26 protein-coding genes, 4 tRNA genes, 1 pseudogene and 1 riboswitch are annotated in these 22,210 nt (G+C 35.5%); of the genes and pseudogenes, 25 read left to right on the forward strand and 6 right to left on the reverse strand.

Going from position 1 to position 22,210, the window contains the following annotated elements; translation table 11 throughout:
- Positions 1–4 precede the first annotated feature (4 nt).
- From H3U49_RS00285 to H3U49_RS00345, 13 genes are all read left to right on the forward strand, one after another.
- The gene (locus tag H3U49_RS00285) at positions 5–1,522 is read left to right on the forward strand and encodes a hypothetical protein (protein ID WP_198178732.1); all 1,518 of its coding nucleotides are present in this window, start codon (positions 5–7) and stop codon (positions 1,520–1,522) included.
- Positions 1,523–1,534: 12 nt separating this feature from the next.
- On the forward strand, positions 1,535–1,888 hold the full coding sequence (locus H3U49_RS00290) for a hypothetical protein (RefSeq protein ID WP_198178734.1): 354 nt from the start codon (positions 1,535–1,537) through the stop codon (positions 1,886–1,888).
- A 12-nt stretch (positions 1,889–1,900) separates the two neighbouring features.
- Positions 1,901–2,389, forward strand: a complete 489-nt coding sequence (locus H3U49_RS00295) for a hypothetical protein (RefSeq protein ID WP_198178736.1) — start codon at positions 1,901–1,903, stop codon at positions 2,387–2,389.
- The gene (locus H3U49_RS00300; protein WP_187154318.1) at positions 2,382–2,540 is read left to right on the forward strand and encodes an XkdX family protein; all 159 of its coding nucleotides are present in this window, start codon (positions 2,382–2,384) and stop codon (positions 2,538–2,540) included. The genes H3U49_RS00295 and H3U49_RS00300 overlap by 8 nt, the downstream gene beginning before the upstream one ends.
- Positions 2,518–2,901 (forward strand): hypothetical protein, encoded by a 384-nt coding sequence (locus tag H3U49_RS00305; RefSeq protein WP_198178738.1) that lies wholly within the window; start codon positions 2,518–2,520, stop codon positions 2,899–2,901. Before H3U49_RS00300 ends, H3U49_RS00305 begins: the two co-directional genes overlap by 23 nt.
- A 12-nt stretch (positions 2,902–2,913) precedes the next feature.
- Entirely contained in the window at positions 2,914–3,144 is a 231-nt protein-coding gene (locus H3U49_RS00310) for a hypothetical protein (protein WP_198178740.1), read from the forward strand.
- A gap of 31 nt (positions 3,145–3,175) precedes the next feature.
- On the forward strand, positions 3,176–3,535 hold the full coding sequence (locus tag H3U49_RS00315) for a phage holin, LLH family (protein WP_198178742.1): 360 nt from the start codon (positions 3,176–3,178) through the stop codon (positions 3,533–3,535).
- Positions 3,522–4,319, forward strand: a complete 798-nt coding sequence (locus H3U49_RS09840) for an N-acetylmuramoyl-L-alanine amidase (RefSeq protein WP_232347675.1) — start codon at positions 3,522–3,524, stop codon at positions 4,317–4,319. Before H3U49_RS00315 ends, H3U49_RS09840 begins: the two co-directional genes overlap by 14 nt.
- A gap of 214 nt (positions 4,320–4,533) precedes the next feature.
- Complete coding sequence (locus tag H3U49_RS00330; protein WP_198178744.1) at positions 4,534–4,950, forward strand: hypothetical protein; 417 nt, start codon at positions 4,534–4,536, stop codon at positions 4,948–4,950.
- 11 nt (positions 4,951–4,961) lie between these two features.
- The gene (locus tag H3U49_RS00335; RefSeq protein ID WP_198178746.1) at positions 4,962–5,153 is read left to right on the forward strand and encodes a hypothetical protein; all 192 of its coding nucleotides are present in this window, start codon (positions 4,962–4,964) and stop codon (positions 5,151–5,153) included.
- A 242-nt stretch (positions 5,154–5,395) separates the two neighbouring features.
- Positions 5,396–5,521 carry a hypothetical protein gene (locus tag H3U49_RS09915; RefSeq protein WP_255528818.1) on the forward strand — a complete coding sequence of 42 codons (126 nt, stop codon included), beginning with the start codon at positions 5,396–5,398 and terminating at the stop codon, positions 5,519–5,521.
- A gap of 5 nt (positions 5,522–5,526) precedes the next feature.
- Positions 5,527–5,814: a hypothetical protein gene (locus H3U49_RS00340; RefSeq protein ID WP_198178748.1), complete on the forward strand. Its 288-nt coding sequence runs from the start codon at positions 5,527–5,529 to the stop codon at positions 5,812–5,814.
- A gap of 35 nt (positions 5,815–5,849) precedes the next feature.
- On the forward strand, positions 5,850–6,215 hold the full coding sequence (locus H3U49_RS00345; protein WP_198178750.1) for a hypothetical protein: 366 nt from the start codon (positions 5,850–5,852) through the stop codon (positions 6,213–6,215).
- Positions 6,216–6,530: 315 nt separating this feature from the next.
- Here H3U49_RS00345 and H3U49_RS09970 read toward each other — a convergent pair.
- Together H3U49_RS09970 and H3U49_RS00350 are read right to left on the reverse strand one after the other, a co-directional pair.
- Positions 6,531–6,662, reverse strand: a pseudogene (locus tag H3U49_RS09970) (tyrosine-type recombinase/integrase); the annotation flags it as partial.
- A 6-nt stretch (positions 6,663–6,668) separates the two neighbouring features.
- Complete coding sequence (locus tag H3U49_RS00350; RefSeq protein WP_198178752.1) at positions 6,669–7,133, reverse strand: helix-turn-helix domain-containing protein; 465 nt, start codon at positions 7,131–7,133, stop codon at positions 6,669–6,671.
- A 102-nt stretch (positions 7,134–7,235) separates the two neighbouring features.
- Here H3U49_RS00350 and H3U49_RS00355 point away from each other — a divergent pair, with 102 nt between their 5' ends.
- The 9 genes from H3U49_RS00355 (at position 7,236) to H3U49_RS00395 (ending at position 13,477) form a co-directional block, all read left to right on the forward strand.
- Positions 7,236–7,499, forward strand: a complete 264-nt coding sequence (locus H3U49_RS00355) for a hypothetical protein (RefSeq protein ID WP_232347674.1) — start codon at positions 7,236–7,238, stop codon at positions 7,497–7,499.
- 659 nt (positions 7,500–8,158) lie between these two features.
- The gene (locus tag H3U49_RS00360; RefSeq protein WP_198178754.1) at positions 8,159–8,371 is read left to right on the forward strand and encodes a hypothetical protein; all 213 of its coding nucleotides are present in this window, start codon (positions 8,159–8,161) and stop codon (positions 8,369–8,371) included.
- Between the two features lie 302 nt (positions 8,372–8,673).
- Positions 8,674–8,746 (forward strand) — tRNA-Val (locus tag H3U49_RS00365).
- A gap of 119 nt (positions 8,747–8,865) precedes the next feature.
- Positions 8,866–8,937: transfer RNA gene (locus H3U49_RS00370), tRNA-Glu, on the forward strand.
- A gap of 4 nt (positions 8,938–8,941) precedes the next feature.
- Positions 8,942–9,014 (forward strand) — tRNA-Val (locus H3U49_RS00375).
- 80 nt (positions 9,015–9,094) lie between these two features.
- Positions 9,095–9,175: riboswitch (SMK box riboswitch) on the forward strand.
- A complete protein-coding gene (metK, locus tag H3U49_RS00380) occupies positions 9,173–10,372 on the forward strand; it encodes a methionine adenosyltransferase (protein ID WP_198178756.1) in 1,200 nt (399 codons plus the stop codon). It overlaps the preceding riboswitch by 3 nt.
- A gap of 29 nt (positions 10,373–10,401) precedes the next feature.
- Positions 10,402–11,856 carry an MDR family MFS transporter gene (locus tag H3U49_RS00385; RefSeq protein WP_198178758.1) on the forward strand — a complete coding sequence of 485 codons (1,455 nt, stop codon included), beginning with the start codon at positions 10,402–10,404 and terminating at the stop codon, positions 11,854–11,856.
- Between the two features lie 137 nt (positions 11,857–11,993).
- Complete coding sequence (locus H3U49_RS00390) at positions 11,994–12,740, forward strand: tyrosine-protein phosphatase (protein ID WP_198178761.1); 747 nt, start codon at positions 11,994–11,996, stop codon at positions 12,738–12,740.
- Between the two features lie 248 nt (positions 12,741–12,988).
- Entirely contained in the window at positions 12,989–13,477 is a 489-nt protein-coding gene (locus H3U49_RS00395; protein WP_198178763.1) for a cupin domain-containing protein, read from the forward strand.
- A 69-nt stretch (positions 13,478–13,546) separates the two neighbouring features.
- On the opposite strand, the gene H3U49_RS00400 is transcribed toward H3U49_RS00395, so the two are convergent.
- Complete coding sequence (locus H3U49_RS00400) at positions 13,547–14,239, reverse strand: phosphatase PAP2 family protein (protein ID WP_198178765.1); 693 nt, start codon at positions 14,237–14,239, stop codon at positions 13,547–13,549.
- Between the two features lie 255 nt (positions 14,240–14,494).
- Between H3U49_RS00400 and leuS the strand changes: the two genes are divergently transcribed.
- Together leuS and H3U49_RS00410 are read left to right on the forward strand one after the other, a co-directional pair.
- Positions 14,495–16,909, forward strand: a complete 2,415-nt coding sequence (leuS, locus tag H3U49_RS00405) for a leucine--tRNA ligase (protein WP_198178767.1) — start codon at positions 14,495–14,497, stop codon at positions 16,907–16,909.
- Positions 16,910–17,004: 95 nt separating this feature from the next.
- Positions 17,005–18,648 (forward strand): polysaccharide biosynthesis protein, encoded by a 1,644-nt coding sequence (locus H3U49_RS00410; RefSeq protein WP_198178769.1) that lies wholly within the window; start codon positions 17,005–17,007, stop codon positions 18,646–18,648.
- A 212-nt stretch (positions 18,649–18,860) separates the two neighbouring features.
- Here H3U49_RS00410 and H3U49_RS00415 read toward each other — a convergent pair whose 3' ends face one another.
- The 3 genes from H3U49_RS00415 to H3U49_RS00425 form a co-directional block, all read right to left on the reverse strand.
- Complete coding sequence (locus tag H3U49_RS00415) at positions 18,861–19,964, reverse strand: pyridoxal phosphate-dependent aminotransferase (protein ID WP_198178772.1); 1,104 nt, start codon at positions 19,962–19,964, stop codon at positions 18,861–18,863.
- Positions 19,965–20,124: 160 nt separating this feature from the next.
- A complete protein-coding gene (locus H3U49_RS00420) occupies positions 20,125–20,349 on the reverse strand; it encodes a PspC domain-containing protein (protein WP_198178774.1) in 225 nt (74 codons plus the stop codon).
- Between the two features lie 394 nt (positions 20,350–20,743).
- Positions 20,744–20,827 (reverse strand) — tRNA-Leu (locus H3U49_RS00425).
- A gap of 101 nt (positions 20,828–20,928) precedes the next feature.
- On the opposite strand from H3U49_RS00425, the gene H3U49_RS00430 reads away from it, so the two are divergent.
- Positions 20,929–22,209 carry a serine hydrolase gene (locus tag H3U49_RS00430; protein WP_198178776.1) on the forward strand — a complete coding sequence of 427 codons (1,281 nt, stop codon included), beginning with the start codon at positions 20,929–20,931 and terminating at the stop codon, positions 22,207–22,209.
- Position 22,210: the final 1 nt, after the last annotated feature.

The raw sequence follows: 22,210 nt of genomic DNA on the forward strand, positions 1-22,210 counted from the left end.
ATAAATGCAAGGATATGGACACACTTTATTTACTGCTGAAGGTAGTAAAATGCTAACAGCAGTGGATGGCGCTAAGGGAAAAATAACCTACACAAAGGCAATCCTTTATGCTCAAGACATAAAAGGGATGTCCGATGATGAACAGCGAGCATTAACATCGATTGATGACGAGCAGATGTCGACTCCAGTAGTAGTTACCGATATCAATGACAACACGGTTACTGTTTCGGCAAGTTTTAATAATGCAAAATTAACTAAAGATATTACATTTAATTCTATTGGTTGGTTTGCTAAAACAAGCGTAGACGACCAGGAGAGACTCTTAGCTGTCACACCAAGCGATGCTGAACAGACTATAGTAGCTGGTTCCAGTGGTGCTTCAACTTCAGCATTGGACATTAACATGGCATTTGCACGTAGTGACAATGCAACAGTCGTTATCAAGCCAACAGAAACAGGTTTAATCAGCCAAACGCAGCTGGATGCAGCAATTAACCAGGTTAAAATCAATCTTGAGGCTGAATTTCCTACTGTGATAAAAGATGCGGTTAGTCAAATTAGCAATGACATTAAAAGCCTTACCGCGCTCAATAGCGATAGTGGCAATAATATTTACAATACGAAAATTAACCTTGATACCTTTTCTACTGTAGGGATAAGCAAGTTTCTTGGGTGCCAATTACAGTCTGATGGCGCAATGGCAGACTTTGACTCAACACAAGGCAATTTATATGGTTGGATATTTGACGTGCCAAAGTGGAATGGTGCTCAAACGTACGAGCAAATTGTCTACATCAGCGACTACGGTCAAGGGAGCCTAACATACGTGCGCACCAAAGCTGATGCGACCAGTAAGGAAGACTTTCTCAAAATTGCATCTGACAAAGATTTAGGCAAAATCCATACCATTTCAAATCCAATTTTAGAAGATAATAAAATTAACCCTGATTCGCTCACTGAACCAGGGATTTATTTTTCAAAAAATGGTTTAAATTTTGATAAATCAAAAATACCAGATGGCTATCGTATTGATGGCAAAACTTATGTAGCTGTCCTTGAGGGTGATAATCCTGACAACTCTATTAACTATTATCAGCAATTCATGTTTCAGGCAACTAAATTTAATTTTGAATGCTGGTACAGAGCTGGTTATCAATATGGCACTAATGCCTATTACACTGTCAGCTTTACCAATCTTAAAAACATCTACAGCCCGTTAAAGCAAATTAGCGTTAATGGCGGTACAGCAGTTGGTCCTGACGATAAGGGCATTGCTAATATTACTGTACCTGATCCTGATTTAAGTGGATATGAAACAAAAGCCGATGCTAAATCAGCACATGATAGCTTGCAGACTACTATTAATAAGCTACCAATATCATCGATGCAGAGTGATATTAGTACAGCTTTAAACAGAATTTCAGCGCTCGAAAATAAAGAAACTTATCATTATTCAAACTCGATAAGCGATGCAAAAACTTATTCAGCAAATAATCCAGATGTTTTAGTTAGCTCGAATTAAGGAAGTGATGAAATGTTAGATGAAATGAATGATGGTAATGGTCACCTAATCAACCATTTATTTTTCAGAGGTCGGCAATTTGACCTTAACCACGATGGGCTAGTTGGCAAAAGTATGGTTATGAACAATGGCAATATTTCTAGTTATTATACCATTACATTAAAAAATGATGATGGTACTGTTTCGCAAGAATATCCATATAGCACACAGAATGATCCTACACAGACAGTCAAAATTATTGCTTTCCGTATAGGAAGTGCTAATGATACTTTTCCAAGCTTATGGTTAAAAGGAAACGTTATAACTCAACATAATGCTACAGGGGCACCATATTGGGTTGAGGCTAAATTGATAACAATTTTATAAAAGGAGAAAATTATGGCAGACGAAACAACTAATACTAATAATAGCGAAAATACAGAGAAAAATTGGCAAGATGTGTCTAATGCTCTAAAACAGCGTATTGACAAGAACAGCCTGTGGGTGCAGGTTGGATATATTTCTAATGACAAAATCGACTGTGAACCGATCTTGCTTTCAGAAAAACATAATGATAATTTCTGGCCAGTAATCGTTGAAGAGCCACCAGTTAATCTAGTACATCCAAAATGGGATTATTCAAACCATAGATGGGTTGAGCTAGAAGCTGAAAGCAATAGCTCACGATTAACTGACGTTGAAAAATCGATTCAAGATTTAAAACAATCAGACAAGCAGGTAACTAAGGATAACACTGATATTAAGGATGCACTTAGCGGTATTGCTAAGGGACAGGCTGAAATGCTGAAACTAATCGGCAGTGCAACGAGCCCTAAGGCTCCAACTACTACCGATAGCAAACAGAATGGAGGCACTACTAATGCTTAATGATATTTATAGAGCGCTAGTCACACAGTTTTATGAGGCTAAAATGTATGGTAAAGCTGATGTGGCTTATTTTGTGCAGTTAGGTTGGTTAACAGATAAAGATTACCAAAAAATAACGGGTGATAACTATGTTGCGCCGACTTTGTCATAATATTGATAATAATTTTGAACAGTTTCTAGGTGCAACAGGTATTATTGCGATTGGAGTTTCTTTATGGGTCGATCGCAATTATTTTTTCTGGCCACCAGAATTAACACAAGCAATGAATGACCAAAGATTAGACCTTATTATCACCATTTTAGGATTTGGACTATTAGTAATGGCCATAACTGGCAATCGAAGTAAGGCTTGGGTACAAATATTTTTAATATTATGTGGATCAGTAATATGCATGTTAGCATTTACGCAAATTTGGCATGCTAATTTAGCTGGTCAGACGCAAATGGCACATACTGTTATTGGCGATGTGTTGATTTTTATCCTCATAATTAGAGCAGCTTGGAAAAGTTAAAGGGGTGGTTTGGTGAACTTTTTTGTCAGCGCAGTGAGTGTAATAACTGCTCTGATTGGAGCTATAACTACATTGCTTGCGTCACTTCATACCACACACCATGAAAACTATGGAGATAAATTTAAAACGCTGCAACAAGAACGGGATAATCTTGCTGAAGATTATGAAAACGAGCGAAAAAGACGCATAGAACTTGAAGAAAAATACGAAAGATTAAAGAAAAAGTTAGAGGACACTAAGTAGTGTTCTTTTTTTATTGAAAGGATTTAAAAAAATGAGTATTAGTGAAGTTTTAAATTTAGGATATTATGGTCTAATTGCCTTAGCTATTGTTGTTTGGATTGGTTTTAAACTTTACAGCCTAAAACACACTATTAAGAATAAGTGGCTGGCACAGATACCTGATTTAGCTGCAGCATTTGTTCATCAAGCCGAAACTACCAATAATAATGGCCCTGCCAAAATGAATATTGTTGTAACTAGTGTAGCAAACGTTTTACGCAAATATGGTATTAATATTACTCCCGAACTTGAAGAAGCAATCAAAGCCTATGCTGAAAAAGAGCTAGCCGAGACGATCAATGCCGACAAAGCTAAAGCTGACAAGGAAGTGATCAATAATGAAGCTAAATAAAAAATACGCATTATCTGCCAATGAGGGTGCATCTGCTCTTGCTAAAAGAGATATTATTGTAGCTCATTCAACTGCAACGCCAAATGGTGAAGCGTGGGCTATTGCCCATAACATGAAGGCTGGCATTAACACTGCACAAACCTACGTGCATTTAGTCGTTGATGACAAAGAATGCTACCTAGTTGGCGGCTTAGGCTATGTAGCCTGGGGCTGTGGCTATTATGGAAATCAAAGATCGCCAATGCAAATAGAGCTGTGCGAGTTCTCTGATAAAGCAAGGGCTAAGAAGGCCTACCGTAACTATATTGGCTTGATTCGTGAATATGCTCAAAAGTATGGCATTCCTTTAACTCTTGATACTTCTGCCAAACGTGGCGTTAAAACGCACAACTGGGTAACGCATAATTTGGGCAATACAGACCACAGCGATCCTTATGGCTATCTATCCAGTATCGGTATCAGCAAGGAACAGTTCGCCCATGATATTGCTAATGGAGTTGGCGGTAAAGTAGTGTTATCAAAGAAACCAGCTAAAAGTTCAGGTAAAAAATCAAGCTGGGTTAAGAAACCAGGAACTTTTATTTTAGGCAAAGCACTTAAGCTGCACACGTCACCACATATAAACGCACCAGCGATTGCTAAATTGCCAAAGGGCAGTGCAATTAAATACGATGCAGTTCTGCAAGGACCAAAACGACTATGGTTAAGACAGCCACGAGCTAAAGCCTACGGCTATATTGTTGGCAAAGACAAGTATGGTAAAGCAATGGGACAATTTAAATAATATTAATTAAGCCATTCAGATTAATTTCTGGGTGGCTTATTTTTTGTGCAAAAAAAAACTCCCAAATGGGAGCTATAAAGTCAAAGAAGTTTGAAAGGAACTTCTGAAATAATAATAACTTTTTTTGAAAAAAATAGCAAAAATTAGTTGACATGTACCCTTTTAGGTGTATAATATAATTATAAAGTTAAGGAAACAAGAAAGGATTTTCAAAATGTCTACTACAAGTTTTAATCAATACAGATTTAAAGGTTTTAAATTTCAAGATCAATCACAGAAATATTGGGATTTCAAGGATCAGGTTAATGATGATGAAAGCAAAGTCTTAATCAGAATTAACCGTGACAATGTTTTCAGCTACGTCAACTATAATAATGGCTGGAGAAACTACGTACTAAAACTAGATCGTAACCACTGCATGTTTCTTAAGAATTGGCAATACTTCGATGGCTACTATGGCACTTATGTTGTTTTAGATAAAAAATACTTCAAAGTTGCAGATGCTAGAGAACCGTTTGACGATATGGCAAGTGATGGTGATATGGAAACTTGGGATGATGCATTAAAAATAGCTAAAGCACAACAAAAAATGATCAGCGAAGATAATTTAGTTTTAGTAGTTAAAAATTAGGAGATGACTTAATGGGCAAATTAAGCGAGGCAAGAATTAAGGCTAATAAGAAATGGGACGCTAATCACCGCGAGAGAGCAGCTTATATTAATAAGAGGTCTGCTGCTAAAAACTTTATTCTTAAATTAGCCACTCAAGAAGATCTGAATAGTATGGGAGAATATATCGAAGAAAGAAAAAAATATCTTCAAAAAAGAGAATAATTTTAGTTGACATGTACCCTTTTAGGTGTATAATATAATTATAAAGTTAAGGAAATAAGAAAGGAAATTTTAAAATGAAAAATTAAGAATTAAGAACAATTAGTAAGAAATACGCAGATGAGATTAATGAATATGTTGCTGACTACGGTTTAAATGATGCCGATCAGAGAGATGTAATAACCATTTTCGATGATGACTCTAAAAACTATCCTTCAGGTCAGCGTGTTGATGTTACCTTCAAGATGAACACTGAAGGCGATGGCTTACCTCAAGAATTTGATATGAGCGAGATTGGGACACGTGACCTGAATTTGAAGAATAATAATTTATCAGCACTAATTGACGAATACACAGATACTATCAGGTAATATCAATGTACTACTCTTTCGACTCCAACAGCTTGATTAACGAAATAGAAAAAGATATTGCTGAATTCGGCAATACTGATGTTTGGGCATATTGGAAGGTAATGGAGAATGGTCAGGAAATATATTTCGACTATTTTCCAGTCAACGAACCTGACGAAATAGGAAATCCTGAGTACATGTCAATTGAAAACTTTGATAAAGAAGTCGCAAAAACTTATCCTAATTTTTTAAGAAAGAAGATTAAGGCAAAAGATCTTCTGGAGATTTTTAAAAAAGAAAACGAAACCATATAAAGCCGTCCTACTTAACCGCTAGGACGGTTATTTATTTGTCTAAAAAATATTTAAAGCCTTTAGAATTGCGCTCTCAGCACTATCATTTTATAATAAAAGCAAACAAATGTTTGGTGGTCAAAATGAAAAATAATTTTAACGATACGGTCAACAATTTTTTTAAGAACTATCAAGACAGAGGTATGAAAAAGTGGCAAGGATTCATGCTTAGTGACCACATAGCTGCTCTTAATCGTGACAAAGAAAACAATGCCAAAGTATATACCGAAAAAGAAACTATGTCTGAGGTAGAGATTAGCCAGGTATTGTTGCAGGCATTTGCAAATAATAAGGTGGTTTCTGTACAGCTCAAGGAAAAACTCTGGACAAGAAGATACAGCCCGACATTGTGGGGTTGGTAAAAAGATACAATGGTGATAAAATAGTTATAGGTGATACAGAAGTTGAGCTAAGTAATATTAACAATATTGAGATAAGGTAACTTGATATTTGGCAATGTTCGCTAAAATGTTCGCCAACTTCATATTTAACAGTTTTTATCATCTTAAAAATTATGGAACATTACTAATAAATAGGGAAATAAATTCTATAATTTCCAACAATTTTAGCTATTTGCGCCCTCACACTCCGCTAATAGTAATAAGAAGCTTGTAATATCAATTGTTACAAGCTTTTATTATGCTTTCGCACGGCATAAAAGTATAAAAAATAAAAAGCTAAATATTTAATTCCCTAATTGAATTAGTGACATCAATTTTATTTTGATCATTTAGATGAGTATAAATGTCTAAAGTCATCTTAATATCTTCATGTCCCATTAGCATTTGAACTGTTTTTGGTTTTATGTCCTAAAACTAAGTCGAACTCCCAGTGGCCGAATTTGCGCCGCTGGCTAAGGCTCGACCTGCACAGGCATCAAGCGAGCAGCCTTGCTTGAAGAAGTGCGTTTCAACGTACTTAATGAAGCGGGTTTTAGCTAGAAAAGCTTGTTTACGGTCGCAGTTTAAGCGCCTTATCTGGTAGCGTCTTTGCGCTGCCTGGGCATCGTAGCGGTACCGTTTGCCGTGATACAAAGAAATTTGGCCGCGTTCAAGCTCGTACTTGACCCTGGTGGGCGAACAGTTGAGGGCACGGGCAATTTGACGCAGGGACTGGCCTTGGCTGCGTAAAACTTGGATAATTACGCGGTCTTGCAAAGCAAGATGTTGGCCCTTTTGGTGACTAGATATGGAAGAATTAAGCGAGTTCATTGGAGACTTCTTTCTAGAATTAGGTTGGTAATTACATTCTATCAGAGAAGTCCAATGGACTTTTTTCATTTTCTAATCAGCGCAAGTGTTCAACTTCATTTTACAATTTACCTTCAAGAAAAATAATAACTATGATTATGCAACACGAAGTAGGAAGGAAGCGGAGTAAAATTGAAGGCTAGTGAGAAAGAAGCAATTAATGTTTTAAAGAGAGCATTTAAATCTAAAGATCTTTATATATATACATTTACCATTCAAGATTATTTTGCAGATGAAACAGATCAACTAGCAATAGATAATCCTAGTATGGAAGACGATTTAAATGACGTAATTCCTGAATTTACAGAAGCATACGATGAGACGAAAAAAGATATCTGGCTCAACGATTTGAAAAAGATTATTAAAAAAGCAGAATTATTGATAAAAAATGAGTAGCAAATTTAATATTGCTATTAAAAGAATACAGATTTCAATTCTTCTGTGAATATTGAGTAAAATTGGTATTTTATTACAAGAAAATAATAGGAATATTTTTTCATTTAAAAACCTGGTAGCAGCTTTTCGATTAGATAAATTAGAGAGCATTGAGATTGCAAAACTTAAAACCAATTTTTTATAAAAAGGCTTGTTGATTTTTATTATTGCTTAATTTCATGTCCTTTAATTCCTACTTTTTCAAAAGGTAAAAAAGTATCACATATTAACAGATTTAGCTTTTGCCTAAACACTATATACTTGTTCCGTCCAAATAAACGGCATACATTTTGTGACATAGGCTGGAAATTTTATTTTATAAAAAGAAAAAAATTTTCTATCTATAAAATAAGCTAACAAGAAAGAATATAGATGCAGATTAAAATATTGTATTTTTTGCATAAACTGTATAAAAAATTCTATCGCAAATTTAACTAAATATTTCATGGAAAGTCTCTTTTGGGAGGAGCTATTTCATATTGAGTCTATTCAGAAATAACGTTATTCTGTGAATTTTTAAAAACGAAAATTGCAATTTTAAGTTGCACTTTCTTGCTTGTTTGACAGATTTCAAAAGAAAATAGAACTAAAATTATATAAAATCAATATGGAGGTTAATCATGGATCCGCACAAAATGACTTTACCAGAAATAATTGCCAATTTTCGTGCAAGAAATGTTACATTTACACTTAAAGATGGGAGTAAGAAAACTATTTTTGTTGAAGAAATCGAGAATGAAGATGATGACCAGCCGGAACTGATCTTTATGGCTGCAGGTGATAATCCTCAAGATATATGGATTTCAGATGTAGTAAGTGCAGAGCCGGAGTAGACTAAACATATAGTAACTGATTTGGATGAAATTAAATAATTTAAGTAAACCGTATTTGGTTTTATAGTGAGCTAAAGGAATTAAATCTTTTTAGGATAAAGTGAAGCCTTGCTTTAATAATAAAAATTAAATTACAGATAGTTGTTATTAAGTTCAAACTAATAAACCATTTTTAAATAACATATTTATAGGTATTAAAATTTTAATTATTGAACTAATCAAGCAAAAATTTCAAAAAAATGTAGACATAAATAGAAACTTATGCTAAATTATTAAGAGTGGTCGAGAGATGACAACAAAATGGAGGATTAGCTCAGCTGGGAGAGCATCTGCCTTACAAGCAGGAGGTCACAGGTTCGAGCCCTGTATCCTCCATAATGATGGTGGTGTGAAGGGAAGTTCGCGCCGCCATTATTTATTGATTTAATAAATTGAATCCTTGCATTTTCTTTCAGAATAGGTATACTATTGAATGTGCTTTGATTCAGAATAATGACCCGTTGGTCAAGTGGTTAAGACATCGCCCTTTCACGGCGGTAACATGGGTTCAAATCCCGTACGGGTCACTTTGGAGGATTAGCTCAGCTGGGAGAGCATCTGCCTTACAAGCAGGAGGTCACAGGTTCGAGCCCTGTATCCTCCATCGTTCTATGGCTACCGAACATGCGGTAGCTTTTTTTATTATCAATGTATATATAAGAACATAGAACGAAAATTTTAAAAAATCGGTTCAAGTCCTGAGAGGATCCTTAAGTGGAGATGCCTTGTAACCGAATAGCTATTGTCTATAGGGGGACTAATATGGAAAAACGTTTGTTTACTTCAGAATCTGTTTCTGAAGGTCATCCAGACAAGATTGCTGATCAGATTTCTGATGCAATTTTGGATGCTATTATTGCCAAAGACCCTCAAGCTCATGTAGCTTGTGAGACCATCGTCAATACTGGTATTGTCTATGTCTTTGGTGAAATATCAACTAGTGCTTATGTTGATATTCAAGGAATTGTTCGCAAGACAGTTTTGAGAATTGGCTATGATAAACCAGAACTTGGCTTTGATGGCAATAATTGCGCTGTCTTAATTGATATTGATGAACAATCACCTGATATTGCTCAAGGCGTTGATCATTCTCTTGAAACGCGTGAAAATCAATCTGACGAAGATCAGCTTGATCAAATCGGGGCGGGAGATCAAGGCTTAATGTTTGGTTTTGCAATCAATGAAACGCCTGAATTAATGCCTCTGCCTATTTCGCTTGCTCATCGCTTGATGAGACAGGTTGCTAAGCTACGCAAAGATGGTACTTTAACTTGGCTTAGACCCGATGCTAAGGCAGAAGTGACTGTTGAATATGATGAAAAACAAAAACCAACACGTGTAGATACCGTTGTTATTTCAACACAGACCGATGATCAGGTTTCAAACGAAGAGATTCGCCAAGCTATGATAGATTTGGCAATTAAAAAGGTAATACCTGCTAAATACCTTGATGAAAAGACCAAGTTTCTGATTAACCCATCAGGTCGCTTTGTTATTGGTGGACCTAAGGGTGATTCAGGACTGACTGGACGTAAAATTATTGTTGATACTTACGGTGGCTATGCTCGCCACGGTGGTGGTGCATTTTCTGGAAAGGATCCGACAAAGGTTGACCGCAGTGCCAGTTATGCTGCCAGATATGTGGCTAAAAATATTGTTGCTGCAGGCTTGGCTGATCGCTGTGAAGTTCAATTAGCTTATGCAATTGGTGTTGCTCATCCAGTTTCAGTTATGGTTGATACTGCCGGAACAGGTAAAGCAAGTGACGAACTCTTAACAAAAGCAGTACGTAAAGTCTTTGACTTGCGCCCCGCGGGAATAATTAAAATGCTTAATTTAAGGCGGCCAATTTATGAGCAAACAGCAGCTTACGGACACTTTGGCAGAACAGATATTGATTTACCATGGGAGAAAACTGATAAAGTTCAAGATCTTTTAAATTTTGTTCATGAAAATAAATAATTTTAGCAGCTAATGAAGGAGTTGTAATTGTGAAGAAGACAAATGTACGAGTAGTGATGATTGCGATTTTTATGACGACATTTATGACTGCCATCGAAGGTACAATCGTTTCTACTGCAATGCCGACAATTGTTTCTGATCTGAACGGATTGGAAATTATGAATTGGGTTGTTTCCATTTTTTTGTTTATGACTGCTGTATCAACTCCTTTATATGGCAAATTAGCTGACAGCTTTGGGCGTAAACCAATTTTTCTATTTGGAATAGCTCTTTTTGTGATTGGATCTGCTCTTTGCGGTCAGGCTCAGAATATGGTTGAATTAATTTTATTCCGTGTTATTCAGGGTCTGGGTTCTGGAGCCGTTCAACCGGTGGCTATGACCATAATTGCAGATTTATACAGTCTGGAAAAAAGAACAAAAATGCTGGGTCTAAATTCTGGTTTTTGGGGCGTAGCTTCAGTCATTGCTCCATTACTCGGTGGCTTTATCGTACAAAATCTTTCTTGGCATTGGGTTTTCTACATTAATGTGCCAATTGGTATCATTGCACTTTTATTAGTTGTCTTTTTCTTAAATGAACCAAAGAATAAGCAAAAGACAAAGCTTGATGTTAAAGGAACATTTTGGTTAGTTGTTTTGCTTTTAACCTTAATGTTTACACTACAAGATTTAGGTACTCTTAATCCTTTTATGCTTATTGCTTTAATTGTACTAATCATAGTCAGCGCAATTATCTTTTATCATGAAGAAAAGCGCGCGGATGATCCGATTATGCCACTGTCAATGCTCAAGGGCAAAGAGTTCTTGGCTGTTAATATGATTACCCTGCTTGTTGCCGGAGTAGTTATTGGCTTTGAATTTTATATTCCAACCTGGATGCAGGGGATTAATGGTACTTCTGCTACTATTGCAGGTTTTGCCGTAACTCCAAGCTCTGTTATGTGGGTTGTGGGTTCATTTTTGATCGGTGGCATGTTGAGTCGCTGGGGTGTAAGAAAAACCTTCTTTGGATTGCTTACAATCCTGCTGATTGCTGACTGCATGTTATTGCTTGTTCCTATTCATACTCCGTTTTGGGTCTTTTGTGTCATAGCAACTCTTAATGGCTTTTCCTTTGGTGGAGTTCTAACCGCTTCGCAAGTCAGGTCACAGGTTTTAGTTTCTAAAGAAAATATTGGTGTTGCCACTTCCTTTAACACTCTAATGAGGTATTTAGGTCAAACTATGATGGTTTCCATTTTTGGTATTACTTTTAATACTGTCGTGGCACATCAACTTGCAAAACATCCGAATTTGACACAAGGCATGATGAACAAAATAGTTTCATCAGCTAAAGCCCAAGAACTATCTGCGAACTTAATTCCACAATTGAGACAAGTACTTTTTAGTGCTTTAAAAGGCGTTTACTTCGTTTCGCTTGTTGCTATAATAATATCTGTTATTTTTAACTGTATTTATAAAAGCAAAGAGAATACTAATTAATATTTAAATTTATAACAGACCTGCCGGTTTATTTGCCAGCAGGTTTTTTATTTTAAAAATTTTTCATTAGTAGAAATATTTTGCCTTAAAAATTATAATAAGCAATATTAAACTTAATAAATAACTGGAGTAGAAAAATGGCAAGGGAAATTACTAATTGGCGTTCCTTAGGTGGTTACACTGGATTTGCAGAAAGAAAAGTAAAAGACGGTTTACTTTTTCGCTGTGGGCAATTGTATAACTTGACTCCTTATCAAAAAGAACAAGTACAAGATAAATATCAAATTAAGAGAGTTTTTGATTTTAGGGGCGAGGAAGAAAGAAAACAATTTCCGGATTATTTATGGTCCGGATTAGATTACGTTGTAATTGATGTTTTAAAAGATGCTCAGGTTAATCAAGCCAGTGTTGATGAAATTGTTTCTGGTAATAATCAGGCTGAAGAAGATATGCTTACCACCTATGAAGAATTAGCATTACAGAAATCTGCTCAAAATGGCTACCATCAATTTTTAATGACTATCGTAGATGATCCGGTTCCGACAGCATTTCATTGTTTTGCAGGCAAAGATCGCACAGGAGTGGCAGCAGCTTTAATTTTGAAAAGCCTGGGAGTAAGTAATGATCAAATCTTAACGGATTATCTAAAAACTATTGAAGCGCGCAAGCAGGAAAATCAGGAAATTTTGGACTACCTAAGAGACCAATTAACAAGTTCACAATTAAAAGATGTTGCTGTAGCTTTAACGGTTCAAAAGTCATATTTAGAACGGTATTTTTCTGCCATTAGGCAAAATTATGGGGATTTTGATAATTACCTGATTAATGGACTGAATTTACAGAGTGATTTTAAGAGCAAAATGAGGCAAATTTATTTAGTCTAAAATTTAAATAAACAAAAAGATGATATGTTCCTTGAATTTTGGCACCATACCACTTTTTAAGTTTTAGACTTCCTTCACTACTAATTTTGAATAATAGTTTCATACCAATATAAAGAATGTACAATATTAGTTTCAATAGAGATTGTTTACGTATAAAAAATTTTAGCTGACAAGCTGACAATAAAGACAAAGTGAGCTAAATTTATAATAAAGGAATTTAATTATTCGACATTTATTAAGGAGAAAAAATGCAAAGAGACGACTATATCAAAAATTTAAATCTTGAACCTCATCAAGAAGGTGGCTGGTTCAGGCAAGTTTATACTAGTGATGAACAGTTTTATGATGAAGACAGCAATGGGAATCGATTTTATTACACTTCAATATACTTTTTGCTTGATGATACGAGTTGTTCTCATTTTCACCGACTGAACCATGATGAAATGTGGTATTACCACGATGGAGAAGCGATTACTATTCATTGTATTTCTCCAGATGGTAAATATTCAGCTGTTAAGTTAGGCAAAAATGTTTCAGCTGGAGAATGTATGCAGTTTAAAGTTCCCAAACACACCATTTTTGCATCTGAAGTTACTAAACCAAACAGTTTTTGTTTAGTAAGTTGTGTTGTTTCACCAGGATTTGATTATCATGACTTTGAGATGCTTAAAAAAGCAGACTTATTAAAACAGTACCCCGGATATCAAGAGGTCATTGATCGCTTAGCAATTGACTGAGCTAAATTCTAAATTGAGGTAGCAAAAAAGAGTTCGAATTATCACTAATTGATAAGAACTCTTTTTTACTTAATAAATAGTACTTTGTGCTCTTTGATTTTCTAAATAATAATGGTAAAGGAAGGAATAGCCAATTAAAAGAAATGCAATTCCTTCTAAAAACCCGCCAACTACGTCAGAGGGGTAGTGAACATGGTTGAAAATCCTTGTATAACCAATTAATATTGGAAAGCAGGCCCAAATGATGCACAATACAGTTTTTATGGCTTTATTTTTAATTAATAAAATTGTTAAAACAATTAAAATTCCAAATAATGTGGCACTGCCAACGGAATGTCCTGATGGAAAACTGTAGCCGTGAGCGGCCACAAGGTGTTGGGTAAGCGGTCTGTGACGAGCTATTGCGTGTTTGATGATCCAGTTGTAACCATTAGCCGCAATCATTGTTCCAGCAGTAAAAAATGCATAAGCAAATTTTTTGCAAAATGCCAAAACAATTACCAAGATGATCGTTTCAATCATAATCACGTTAGTATTACCTAAATTGGTAAATGTAGTTGCAAATTTGATTGCGGCAGGATTGTTGTTGCAAATAATATTTATGACAGTTTGATCAAATTTTTGGATAAACTGATTTTCGGAAGCAACCAAAATTGCCCACGCTGCATAAGTAATCAAGAAGATTGTAGCAGGTACTATGGTGTCTCTTTTTGTTTGAATTGTTTTGTTCAAAAACTTTCTCCCCTTGTTTTTTTTATTCATTGTGGTAAATTATAATCATTATTGGTCAAAAAATAAAGATCAGGAACTAGTAGCAATTTTGTTTTTCTATAGAGAAGAGTCGGAAGGTGCAAGACTTGAAAAATAGATTGTGAACTGAGCCTGGAACAAATCTAACGTTTGCTATCCGCGTTAAGGGGCAAGAGGTGTCGCATCTTTGGTGCGGAACTTAGGTGGTACCGCGATTATTCGTCCTATGAAAAAAATTTCATAGGACTTTTTTTATGAGGTAAAAATATGTACAATCACAAAGTTGTTGAAAAGAAATGGCAGGATTACTGGGAAAAAAATCAAACATTTAAAACCGGTAATGACCCGAAAAAGAAAAATTATTATGTTTTAGATATGTTTCCTTTTCCATCTGGTAAAGGACTGCATGTGGGACACCCAGAAGGATACACAGCAACCGATATTGTTGCACGAATGAAACGTAGTCAAGGCTATAATGTGCTTCATCCAATGGGCTGGGATGCTTTTGGTCTGCCAACCGAGCAATATGCTCTTCAAACTGGACAAGACCCCGCTGTTGTTACTACTGAAAATATTGCTAATTTTAAACGGCAGCTCAATACTTTGGGTTTCTCCTATGATTGGAACAGGGAACTTGCCACTTGTGATCCAAAATATTACAAATGGACGCAATGGACTTTTGAGCAAATGTATAAAAATGGTTTGGCCTATGAGGCGGAAGCACCGGTTAACTGGTCACCTGATTTAGGTACAGTTGTTGCCAATGAAGATATTGTTGACGGTAAGACTGAACGTGGCGGCTACCCAATATATCGCCGTAACATGAAACAATGGATGTTGAGAATTACCAAATATGCTGATCGTCTTCTTGCAGGCTTGGACAATCTTGATTGGCCAGAAAACATTAAGGAAATGCAGCGGAACTGGATTGGTCGTTCAGTAGGTGCACAAATTACTTTTAAGGTTAAGAATTCCAATGAGACTTTTGACGTCTTTAGTACACGGCCAGACACTTTATTTGGTGCTACCTATGCTGTTTTAGCGCCTGAAAATAAATTAGTTCAGAAAATAATGACTGACGGTCATAAAGATGAAGTTAACGCCTATATTAAGCAAATTGAATCTAAGTCCGACCTTGAAAGGACAGATTTAAATAAAACTAAAACTGGAGTCTTTACAGGTGCCTATGCCATTAACCCTGTAAACAACCAAGAAATTCCTATTTGGATTGCCGATTACGTTCTTGGCAGTTATGGTACTGGTGCCGTAATGGCTGTTCCAGCTCATGACACTCGTGATTATGAGTTCGCTCAGAAATTCAATTTACCAATTAAGGCTGTAATAAAGGGTGGAGACATCTCAAAAGAGGCATATACAGGTGATGGTCCACATATTGAATCAGAGTTTTTAAATGGACTCAATATTGCAGATGCTAAAGAGAAAATTGTTGCCTGGCTCACTGAGCATCATGCTGGAGAGAAAAAAGTTAATTACAAGTTACGTGATTGGGAATTTAGTCGGCAGCGCTATTGGGGGGAGCCAATTCCAGTAATTCACTGGGAAGATGGAGAAACTACTTTAGTTCCTGAAGATGAATTGCCACTGGTTTTACCACACGCAACTGATATTAAGCCGTCAGGCACACCTGAAAGTCCTTTAGTAAACTTGAAAGACTGGGTTAATGTAGTTGATAAAAACGGCCGTAAGGGTAAACGTGAAACTAATACTATGCCTAACTGGGCAGGTTCTTCATGGTACTTCCTGCGCTTTGTTGACCCGCACAATGATAATAAATTAGCCGATTATGAAATGCTAAAGAAATGGATGCCAGTTGATCTTTATATTGGTGGCGCAGAACATGCTGTGCGGCATCTGCTTTATGCTAGATTTTGGAATATGGTTCTGTATGACTTAGGCGTTGTTCCAAATGAAGAGCCGTTCCAAAGATTATTCAATCAGGGATTAATCCTGAAAGATCATGATAAAATGTCCAAGTCGAAGGGTAATGTGGTTAACCCAGATGACGTGATCGATGAATATGGTGCAGACAGTCTAAGAATGTACGAAATGTTCATGGGACCTCTTGATGCTTCTATTGACTGGGATGATAATGGCCCTGCTTCAACCAAGAAGTTTTTAGACAGAGTTTGGCGCTTATTTGTTAACGATCTGGATCTCAAAGCTATTCCTCAAGAAAACATCGTAGAGGAGAACGACGGTACTTTAGATAAAATTTATAATGAAACTGTTAAAAAAGTAACTGAAGATTTTGATGATTTACACTTTAATACCGCAATTTCTCAATTAATGGTCTTTGTTAATGCCGCACAAAAAGCTAAAACTATTCCAAGAAAATATGCAGAAGGTTTCATTACCCTCTTGGCTCCAATTGCTCCTCATATGATGGAAGAAATTTGGCAAATATTTGGTCATGATGAATCTGTGACGTTTGCAAAATGGCCAGCCTATGACCCAGCTAAATTAGTTGAGTCGACTGTTGAAATTATGGTACAAGTTAATGGCAAATTGCGTGGGAATTTCACAGCTGCTGTTGATTTGGATAAAGATGAAGTTCAAAAGCAGGCACTGGCTCTGCCACACGTACAGAAGTTTTTGCAAGGCAAAGATGTAAAAAAGGTCATTGTTGTACCGAATAAAATTGTCAATATTGTAGCTAAATAAAGTTAATTTTTCCTAAAGTGCAAAGTATATTTGTTGTTAATTGCCTTTTTTCATTCACAATAATATAGTTAGTAAACTAGATTTAGGGAATATTAATGAGAGAAAATAATTTATCTGAAAAAAATACACAAAATACCTTCATTAAGGGCAGTGCATGGATGACTTTTGGCTCTATTACGTCACGTATTTTAGGAGCACTCTATATTATTCCATGGTTTTATTGGATGTCACCTTACGGCAATATTGCCAATGCATTAACTGCTAGAAGTTATAATATCTATAGTATTTTTATTTTAATATCTACAGCAGGTATTCCTGGTGCCGTTGCGAAACAGGTGGCAAAATATAATGCGCTTAATGAGTATGGTGTAGGACGTAAACTTTTTCATCGTGGTCTGATTTTGATGGTAATTTTGGGCATAATTTCTGCGACAATTATGTACTTTGCTTCGCCTTTTTTGGCTTCTAACGGCTCACAGATTGATCCCAGGCAGGTAAAAGTGATGCGTAGTCTGTCCTATGCTATCTTGATTATTCCTGTGTTAAGCATCATGAGAGGATATTTTCAGGGCTATGAGGATATGATGCCATCGGCCATGTCTCAGTTTGTGGAACAGTTGGCGCGAGTTATCTGGATGTTGTTAACTGCTTATGTAATTATGCAGGTGCAACACGGTAACTTTGTTGATGCTGTTGTGCAGTCAAATTTAGCTGCAGCCATCGGAGCAGTTTTTGGTATAGGTATTCTAGCCTGGTTCTTATTTTCAAGGCGTAACAAGCTTAATGAATTAGTTGAAAATTCTAATAATGAAATACAAGTTTCAACATCTGCACTTTTTGCAGAAATTATTGCTCAAGCAGTTCCGTTTATTATTATTGATGCTGGTATCCAGCTTTTTTATCTGGTGGATCAATATACCTTTCATCCTATGATTGCTAATTTAATTAATGCCTCTAATAATACAATTGAGACTTGGTATGCACTTTTTGCTCTTAATGCTAACAAACTGATTATGATTATTGTTTCTCTTGCCAGCGCGATGGCAGTGACAGCAATTCCTTTATTATCAGCAGCCCACACGAAGCACGACTTTAAAGGTATTTCTGATCAAATAGGCAATACTTTAGATCTATTTCTATTTGTCATGATTCCTGCCTCCTTTGGTATGGCAGCAATTTCTACACCAGTTTATACCATTTTTTATGGTTACGATAAATTAGGTTCAAATGTTTTATACCTTTCATCATTTACAGCAATTAGTTTAGGTTTATTCACTGTATTGATGGCGATTTTACAAGGCCTATCAGAAAATGGTCTTGCAATTAAATATTTAGTATTAGGACTAATTATTAAAATTTTGATGCAATATCCAATGATCTATTTGTTTAAGGTTTTTGGGCCCCTGATTGCTACTAATTTAGGGATGTTCGTTATTATCTTTATGGCCTTAAAACACCTTAAAGTTGGCTATAATTTCAACCAAGATCGAACAAGAAGACGTTTTATCGGAATTACTGCGTTTTCTGTAACCATGTTTTTAATTGTTTTGGCAGTAGAAAAAGGACTTGAATTGTTCTTGAATCCTGCAAGTAGTTTGCAGTCGCTAGTAATCGTTATTGTTGCTGTTGTTATAGGCTGTTTGTTCTACGGTTTTGCAGCAATTAAATCTGACCTGGCACAAAAGATACTGGGCGATAAAATTATTCCTATCTTAGAAAAATTGCATATTCATGCATAAGCAAAAAGCTAATACTAAAACTTGGTACCGTAGTAAAAACGGTATCAAGTTTTTTCTTTGGGCAAAATACATTTAGAACAATTTTATTAATGAACTTAAAAGTTAAATAAAAAACTCTTCGCTAACGGAATTAAAACTCAGTAAGCAAAGAGTTTATTAATTTAAACCTAAATATAATATTTATTTTATTGGCTTGAATTTTAGGCATGCAATTATTTATAATTCAAAGTATAGTCTACACAGTCAATAATCTTCTGCATACCTTCAAATAAAGCATCTTTTTCGGTAGATAGGGAAATTCTAAAGTATCTGTCTGAGTATTCCAAATCACTACCTTTGGCGACAATTACATGAAAGTGGTCTTCTAATAGCTTATAGTATAAATCAACATCTTTGATTTCATCGGGAATTTTAATAAAGATATACAGGCCTCCCAGATACTTAGAGGAAGCAAAATACTTACTTGTAGAAAGCAAATTAGTTAGTTTTTTACCTCTTTTTCCAATCTCTTCAATATGACGGGTATATTGATCTGGTTCTTCTAAAATTATTTCACCAATGAATTGACTAATAGTTGGGGCACTAAAAGTGATTCCCTCATTATAATAACCGTCACGCTCAATAATATCGGCAGGTGCAATCACATAGCCTAGACGTATTCCTGGGATAGCAAAAGTCTTGGAAAAACTGCTGACTAATATTTGATGAGAAATGTCAGTTGAGACTGGTTGATATTTGTAGGTGCTCGGATAGTCGCTATAAACATGATCATCAACTAGAAAAATGTTGTTTTCCTCACATAGTTTATTCAAGAAGTTACGGTCTGATTCTGATAAACTTGCGCCTGTAGGGTTATTAGGATAGTTAATGATAATAGCCTTGGTATTTCGATTTACTGCGTTTTTGATTTGGTCTTTTGGTAATGCAAAATCGGGAGCCTCTGATTTGACTATCACTGGCTTTGCTCCCACTCCTGCAATTAAATTTAAGTAAGAAGGGAAAAAGGGCGCAATAACTATAATTTCATCACTTTGAGATTTGATGATTGACTTTAAGGATAAAAATGCACCATGTAAGCATGACACTGTGATTTGGATGTTATCTACATCAATATCTTTTATGCCATATTTTTCTTTGTAATATGTCACAATTTCTTTTCTGAGTTTTGGCAGACCCATACCCGGAGTGTACCCGTTGCCTTCTTTTGCGACTCTTTTTACCAGCTTGTCAATTATTCTTTTGTTTATTCCAGAACGAAAATCCCCAATAGATAAGTCAATGTAATCTGATGGGAGTATATTAACGTCTAAGCTCATTATATATTAACCTTTCTTTAAGTAAATTATTGTATAAATCATATTATTTAATTCGAAAAAGGTCAAATTGCATAAAAAATTCAAGTTTAATTCAGGCACAAATATGTAACAAATTAAACTTGAATTTTGAACAACGCAAATAAATTTATATTTTTAAAATCTAGTACTTATGAAATTCACCGTCAGGAGTGTCATTACCGTGATCCTTTTCAGGCATAACAATTGCAGCAATAATATATAAAAGTATACCTGTAAAGAATGAAAACAATATTAAGGCTCCGCCGCCAATTCTGGTCCATGCTTTATCCCAGCCAAAATATTCTGCGACTCCGCCAAAGACACCGGAGACAATCTTATCCTCCGATTTTGTTAAACGTTTTTGCATGACAATACCTCCTTTTACTATAATTTTAATACAAAAAAATCATTTAAGTACAACTGAAAACATATTTTTAAAAATAATATGTAGTTAGATCTAAGATTTTTGTAAATCACTTGCATATTATTAAGGCATTTAACAAATTTCTAAAAAATACCATTGATACTATTTTAATATTAATATAAGCTGTTAATTTTTACTAATTCTTAATTAAATTAGCTGTTGCTGCCAAGAAATCACTGCCAGTGTCAATTAGTAAGTTTTGCATAATACACTAGTAATAAGGAAAAATAGAAAACAAAAATCGTAAAATAATTGAACAAGAGGAATTAAATAAATATTTAGGAAAAAGCAAAAGAGCTAGATCCTTAATGGACTAGCTCTTACTATCTTAATATGATGCCCCGAAAAAGATTCGAACTTTCACTTAGTTACCTAAACAGCGACCTGAACGCTGCGCGTCTGCCAATTCCGCCATCGGGGCTTATTATTTTTAGCACAGTAATAATCATACCAAAAATTTGGTAAAATGTAAGCATAAAACGTAAAATAATCCAAAAAATATCAGGGAAGGGAGAATCATACTTGAAAAAGAAAGCAAAAACCATCATTCTATTTTTTATCAGCTTTTTATTACTGGCACTTCCAGTTGATGTGAATGCTGCTTCAAAATTGCCTGATAATTTTGATCAAGATAAAGTAGCTATCGATGCTAAAGCAGCAATAGCAATTGATAGTGAGACTGGCCAATTATTGTATGGCAAAAATATTAATCAGCCATTGCCCATAGCTTCAATGACAAAGCTGGTAACCGCATATTTAACCCTGAAGGCAATTGATCAGGAAAAAATCAATTGGAACACTAAGGTTACGCCTACCCGGCAAATTTTTGCCGTTGCCAGTAACAGAGAGTATTCAAACGTTCCCTTGCGTATGAAGCACACGTATACGATTAGACAATTGTATCAAGCAACTTTAATTGAATCTGCTAACGGAGCCGCAATGATGTTAGCAGAAGCAATTAGTGGTTCTCAGGTTGCGTTCGTTAAGCAAATGAGACAGCAGTTGCAAAAATGGGGCATCAAAGATGCTCGTATTTATACGACTTGTGGTTTGCCTAATAAAAGCGTAGGTAAAGATGCTTATCCTGGGGCAGGTAGAAATGATGAGAACATGTTGTCTGCCAAGGATATGGCTATTGTAGGTCAGAAATTAATACAGGATTATCCTGATGTACTTAAGACGACCAAAATTGCTAAAATGGACTTTATTGATCAAAATATGGCAACACCAATGAGCAATTTTAACTGGATGCTAAAAGGGATGCCGCAATATCATAAAAATCTAAAAATCGATGGTTTGAAAACAGGAACTACTGACGCTGCAGGTGCTTGTTTTATTGCAACAGCTCCTCACCGTGGTGGAAGAATCATCACTGTAATCATGGGAGCAAAACATGTTACTAACACTGATCCTGCCCGTTTTATTCAAACAGCTAAACTGCTCAATTATGTTTATCAAAAATACGAGCCCTTAGTTTTTCAGCGTAATGAAGTAATTATTGGTCACACTAATATGGCAGTTCATAATGGACAAGCAAGGCAGATAAATATTGGCATCAAAAATAAAAGTTTAATTTGGATACCACGAAATAGTTCTAAATTTCAGGTGGGTTTAACAGCTGAAACTGTTGAAGCTCCTGTAGAAAAAGGGCAAAAAATTAACTCTTATTACTTTAAGACTGGTAAAAATAAAATTATTTCATTGCAAAGTCCTAATGGCCTATTGTTGACCGCCCAGGCTTTAGAATCAACTAATAGAGTAAACATTTTTGTAAGGTTTTGGCGCTGGCTATTTGGAGGCTAAT

The organism is Lactobacillus sp. W8174, assembly GCF_016100975.1.
GTDB classification, from domain to species: domain Bacteria; phylum Bacillota; class Bacilli; order Lactobacillales; family Lactobacillaceae; genus Lactobacillus; species Lactobacillus juensis.

Excerpts from the sequence above, each read along its gene's own strand:
- H3U49_RS00285 (WP_198178732.1), top strand. The coding sequence starts at position 5 with ATGCAAGGATATGGACACACTTTATTTACTGCTGAAGGTAGTAAAATG.
- H3U49_RS00290 (WP_198178734.1), top strand. The coding sequence starts at position 1,535 with ATGTTAGATGAAATGAATGATGGTAATGGTCACCTAATCAACCATTTA.
- H3U49_RS00295 (WP_198178736.1), top strand. The coding sequence starts at position 1,901 with ATGGCAGACGAAACAACTAATACTAATAATAGCGAAAATACAGAGAAA.
- H3U49_RS00300 (WP_187154318.1), top strand. The coding sequence starts at position 2,382 with ATGCTTAATGATATTTATAGAGCGCTAGTCACACAGTTTTATGAGGCT.
- H3U49_RS00305 (WP_198178738.1), top strand. The coding sequence starts at position 2,518 with ATGTTGCGCCGACTTTGTCATAATATTGATAATAATTTTGAACAGTTT.
- H3U49_RS00315 (WP_198178742.1), top strand. The coding sequence starts at position 3,176 with ATGAGTATTAGTGAAGTTTTAAATTTAGGATATTATGGTCTAATTGCC.
- H3U49_RS09840 (WP_232347675.1), top strand. The coding sequence starts at position 3,522 with ATGAAGCTAAATAAAAAATACGCATTATCTGCCAATGAGGGTGCATCT.
- H3U49_RS00330 (WP_198178744.1), top strand. The coding sequence starts at position 4,534 with ATGTCTACTACAAGTTTTAATCAATACAGATTTAAAGGTTTTAAATTT.
- H3U49_RS00335 (WP_198178746.1), top strand. The coding sequence starts at position 4,962 with ATGGGCAAATTAAGCGAGGCAAGAATTAAGGCTAATAAGAAATGGGAC.
- H3U49_RS09915 (WP_255528818.1), top strand. The coding sequence starts at position 5,396 with ATGAACACTGAAGGCGATGGCTTACCTCAAGAATTTGATATGAGCGAG.
- H3U49_RS00340 (WP_198178748.1), top strand. The coding sequence starts at position 5,527 with ATGTACTACTCTTTCGACTCCAACAGCTTGATTAACGAAATAGAAAAA.
- H3U49_RS00350 (WP_198178752.1), bottom strand. The coding sequence starts at position 7,133 with ATGAAAAAAGTCCATTGGACTTCTCTGATAGAATGTAATTACCAACCT.
- H3U49_RS00360 (WP_198178754.1), top strand. The coding sequence starts at position 8,159 with ATGGATCCGCACAAAATGACTTTACCAGAAATAATTGCCAATTTTCGT.
- metK (WP_198178756.1), top strand. The coding sequence starts at position 9,173 with ATGGAAAAACGTTTGTTTACTTCAGAATCTGTTTCTGAAGGTCATCCA.
- H3U49_RS00390 (WP_198178761.1), top strand. The coding sequence starts at position 11,994 with ATGGCAAGGGAAATTACTAATTGGCGTTCCTTAGGTGGTTACACTGGA.
- H3U49_RS00395 (WP_198178763.1), top strand. The coding sequence starts at position 12,989 with ATGCAAAGAGACGACTATATCAAAAATTTAAATCTTGAACCTCATCAA.
- H3U49_RS00400 (WP_198178765.1), bottom strand. The coding sequence starts at position 14,239 with ATGAATAAAAAAAACAAGGGGAGAAAGTTTTTGAACAAAACAATTCAA.
- leuS (WP_198178767.1), top strand. The coding sequence starts at position 14,495 with ATGTACAATCACAAAGTTGTTGAAAAGAAATGGCAGGATTACTGGGAA.
- H3U49_RS00410 (WP_198178769.1), top strand. The coding sequence starts at position 17,005 with ATGAGAGAAAATAATTTATCTGAAAAAAATACACAAAATACCTTCATT.
- H3U49_RS00415 (WP_198178772.1), bottom strand. The coding sequence starts at position 19,964 with ATGAGCTTAGACGTTAATATACTCCCATCAGATTACATTGACTTATCT.
- H3U49_RS00420 (WP_198178774.1), bottom strand. The coding sequence starts at position 20,349 with ATGCAAAAACGTTTAACAAAATCGGAGGATAAGATTGTCTCCGGTGTC.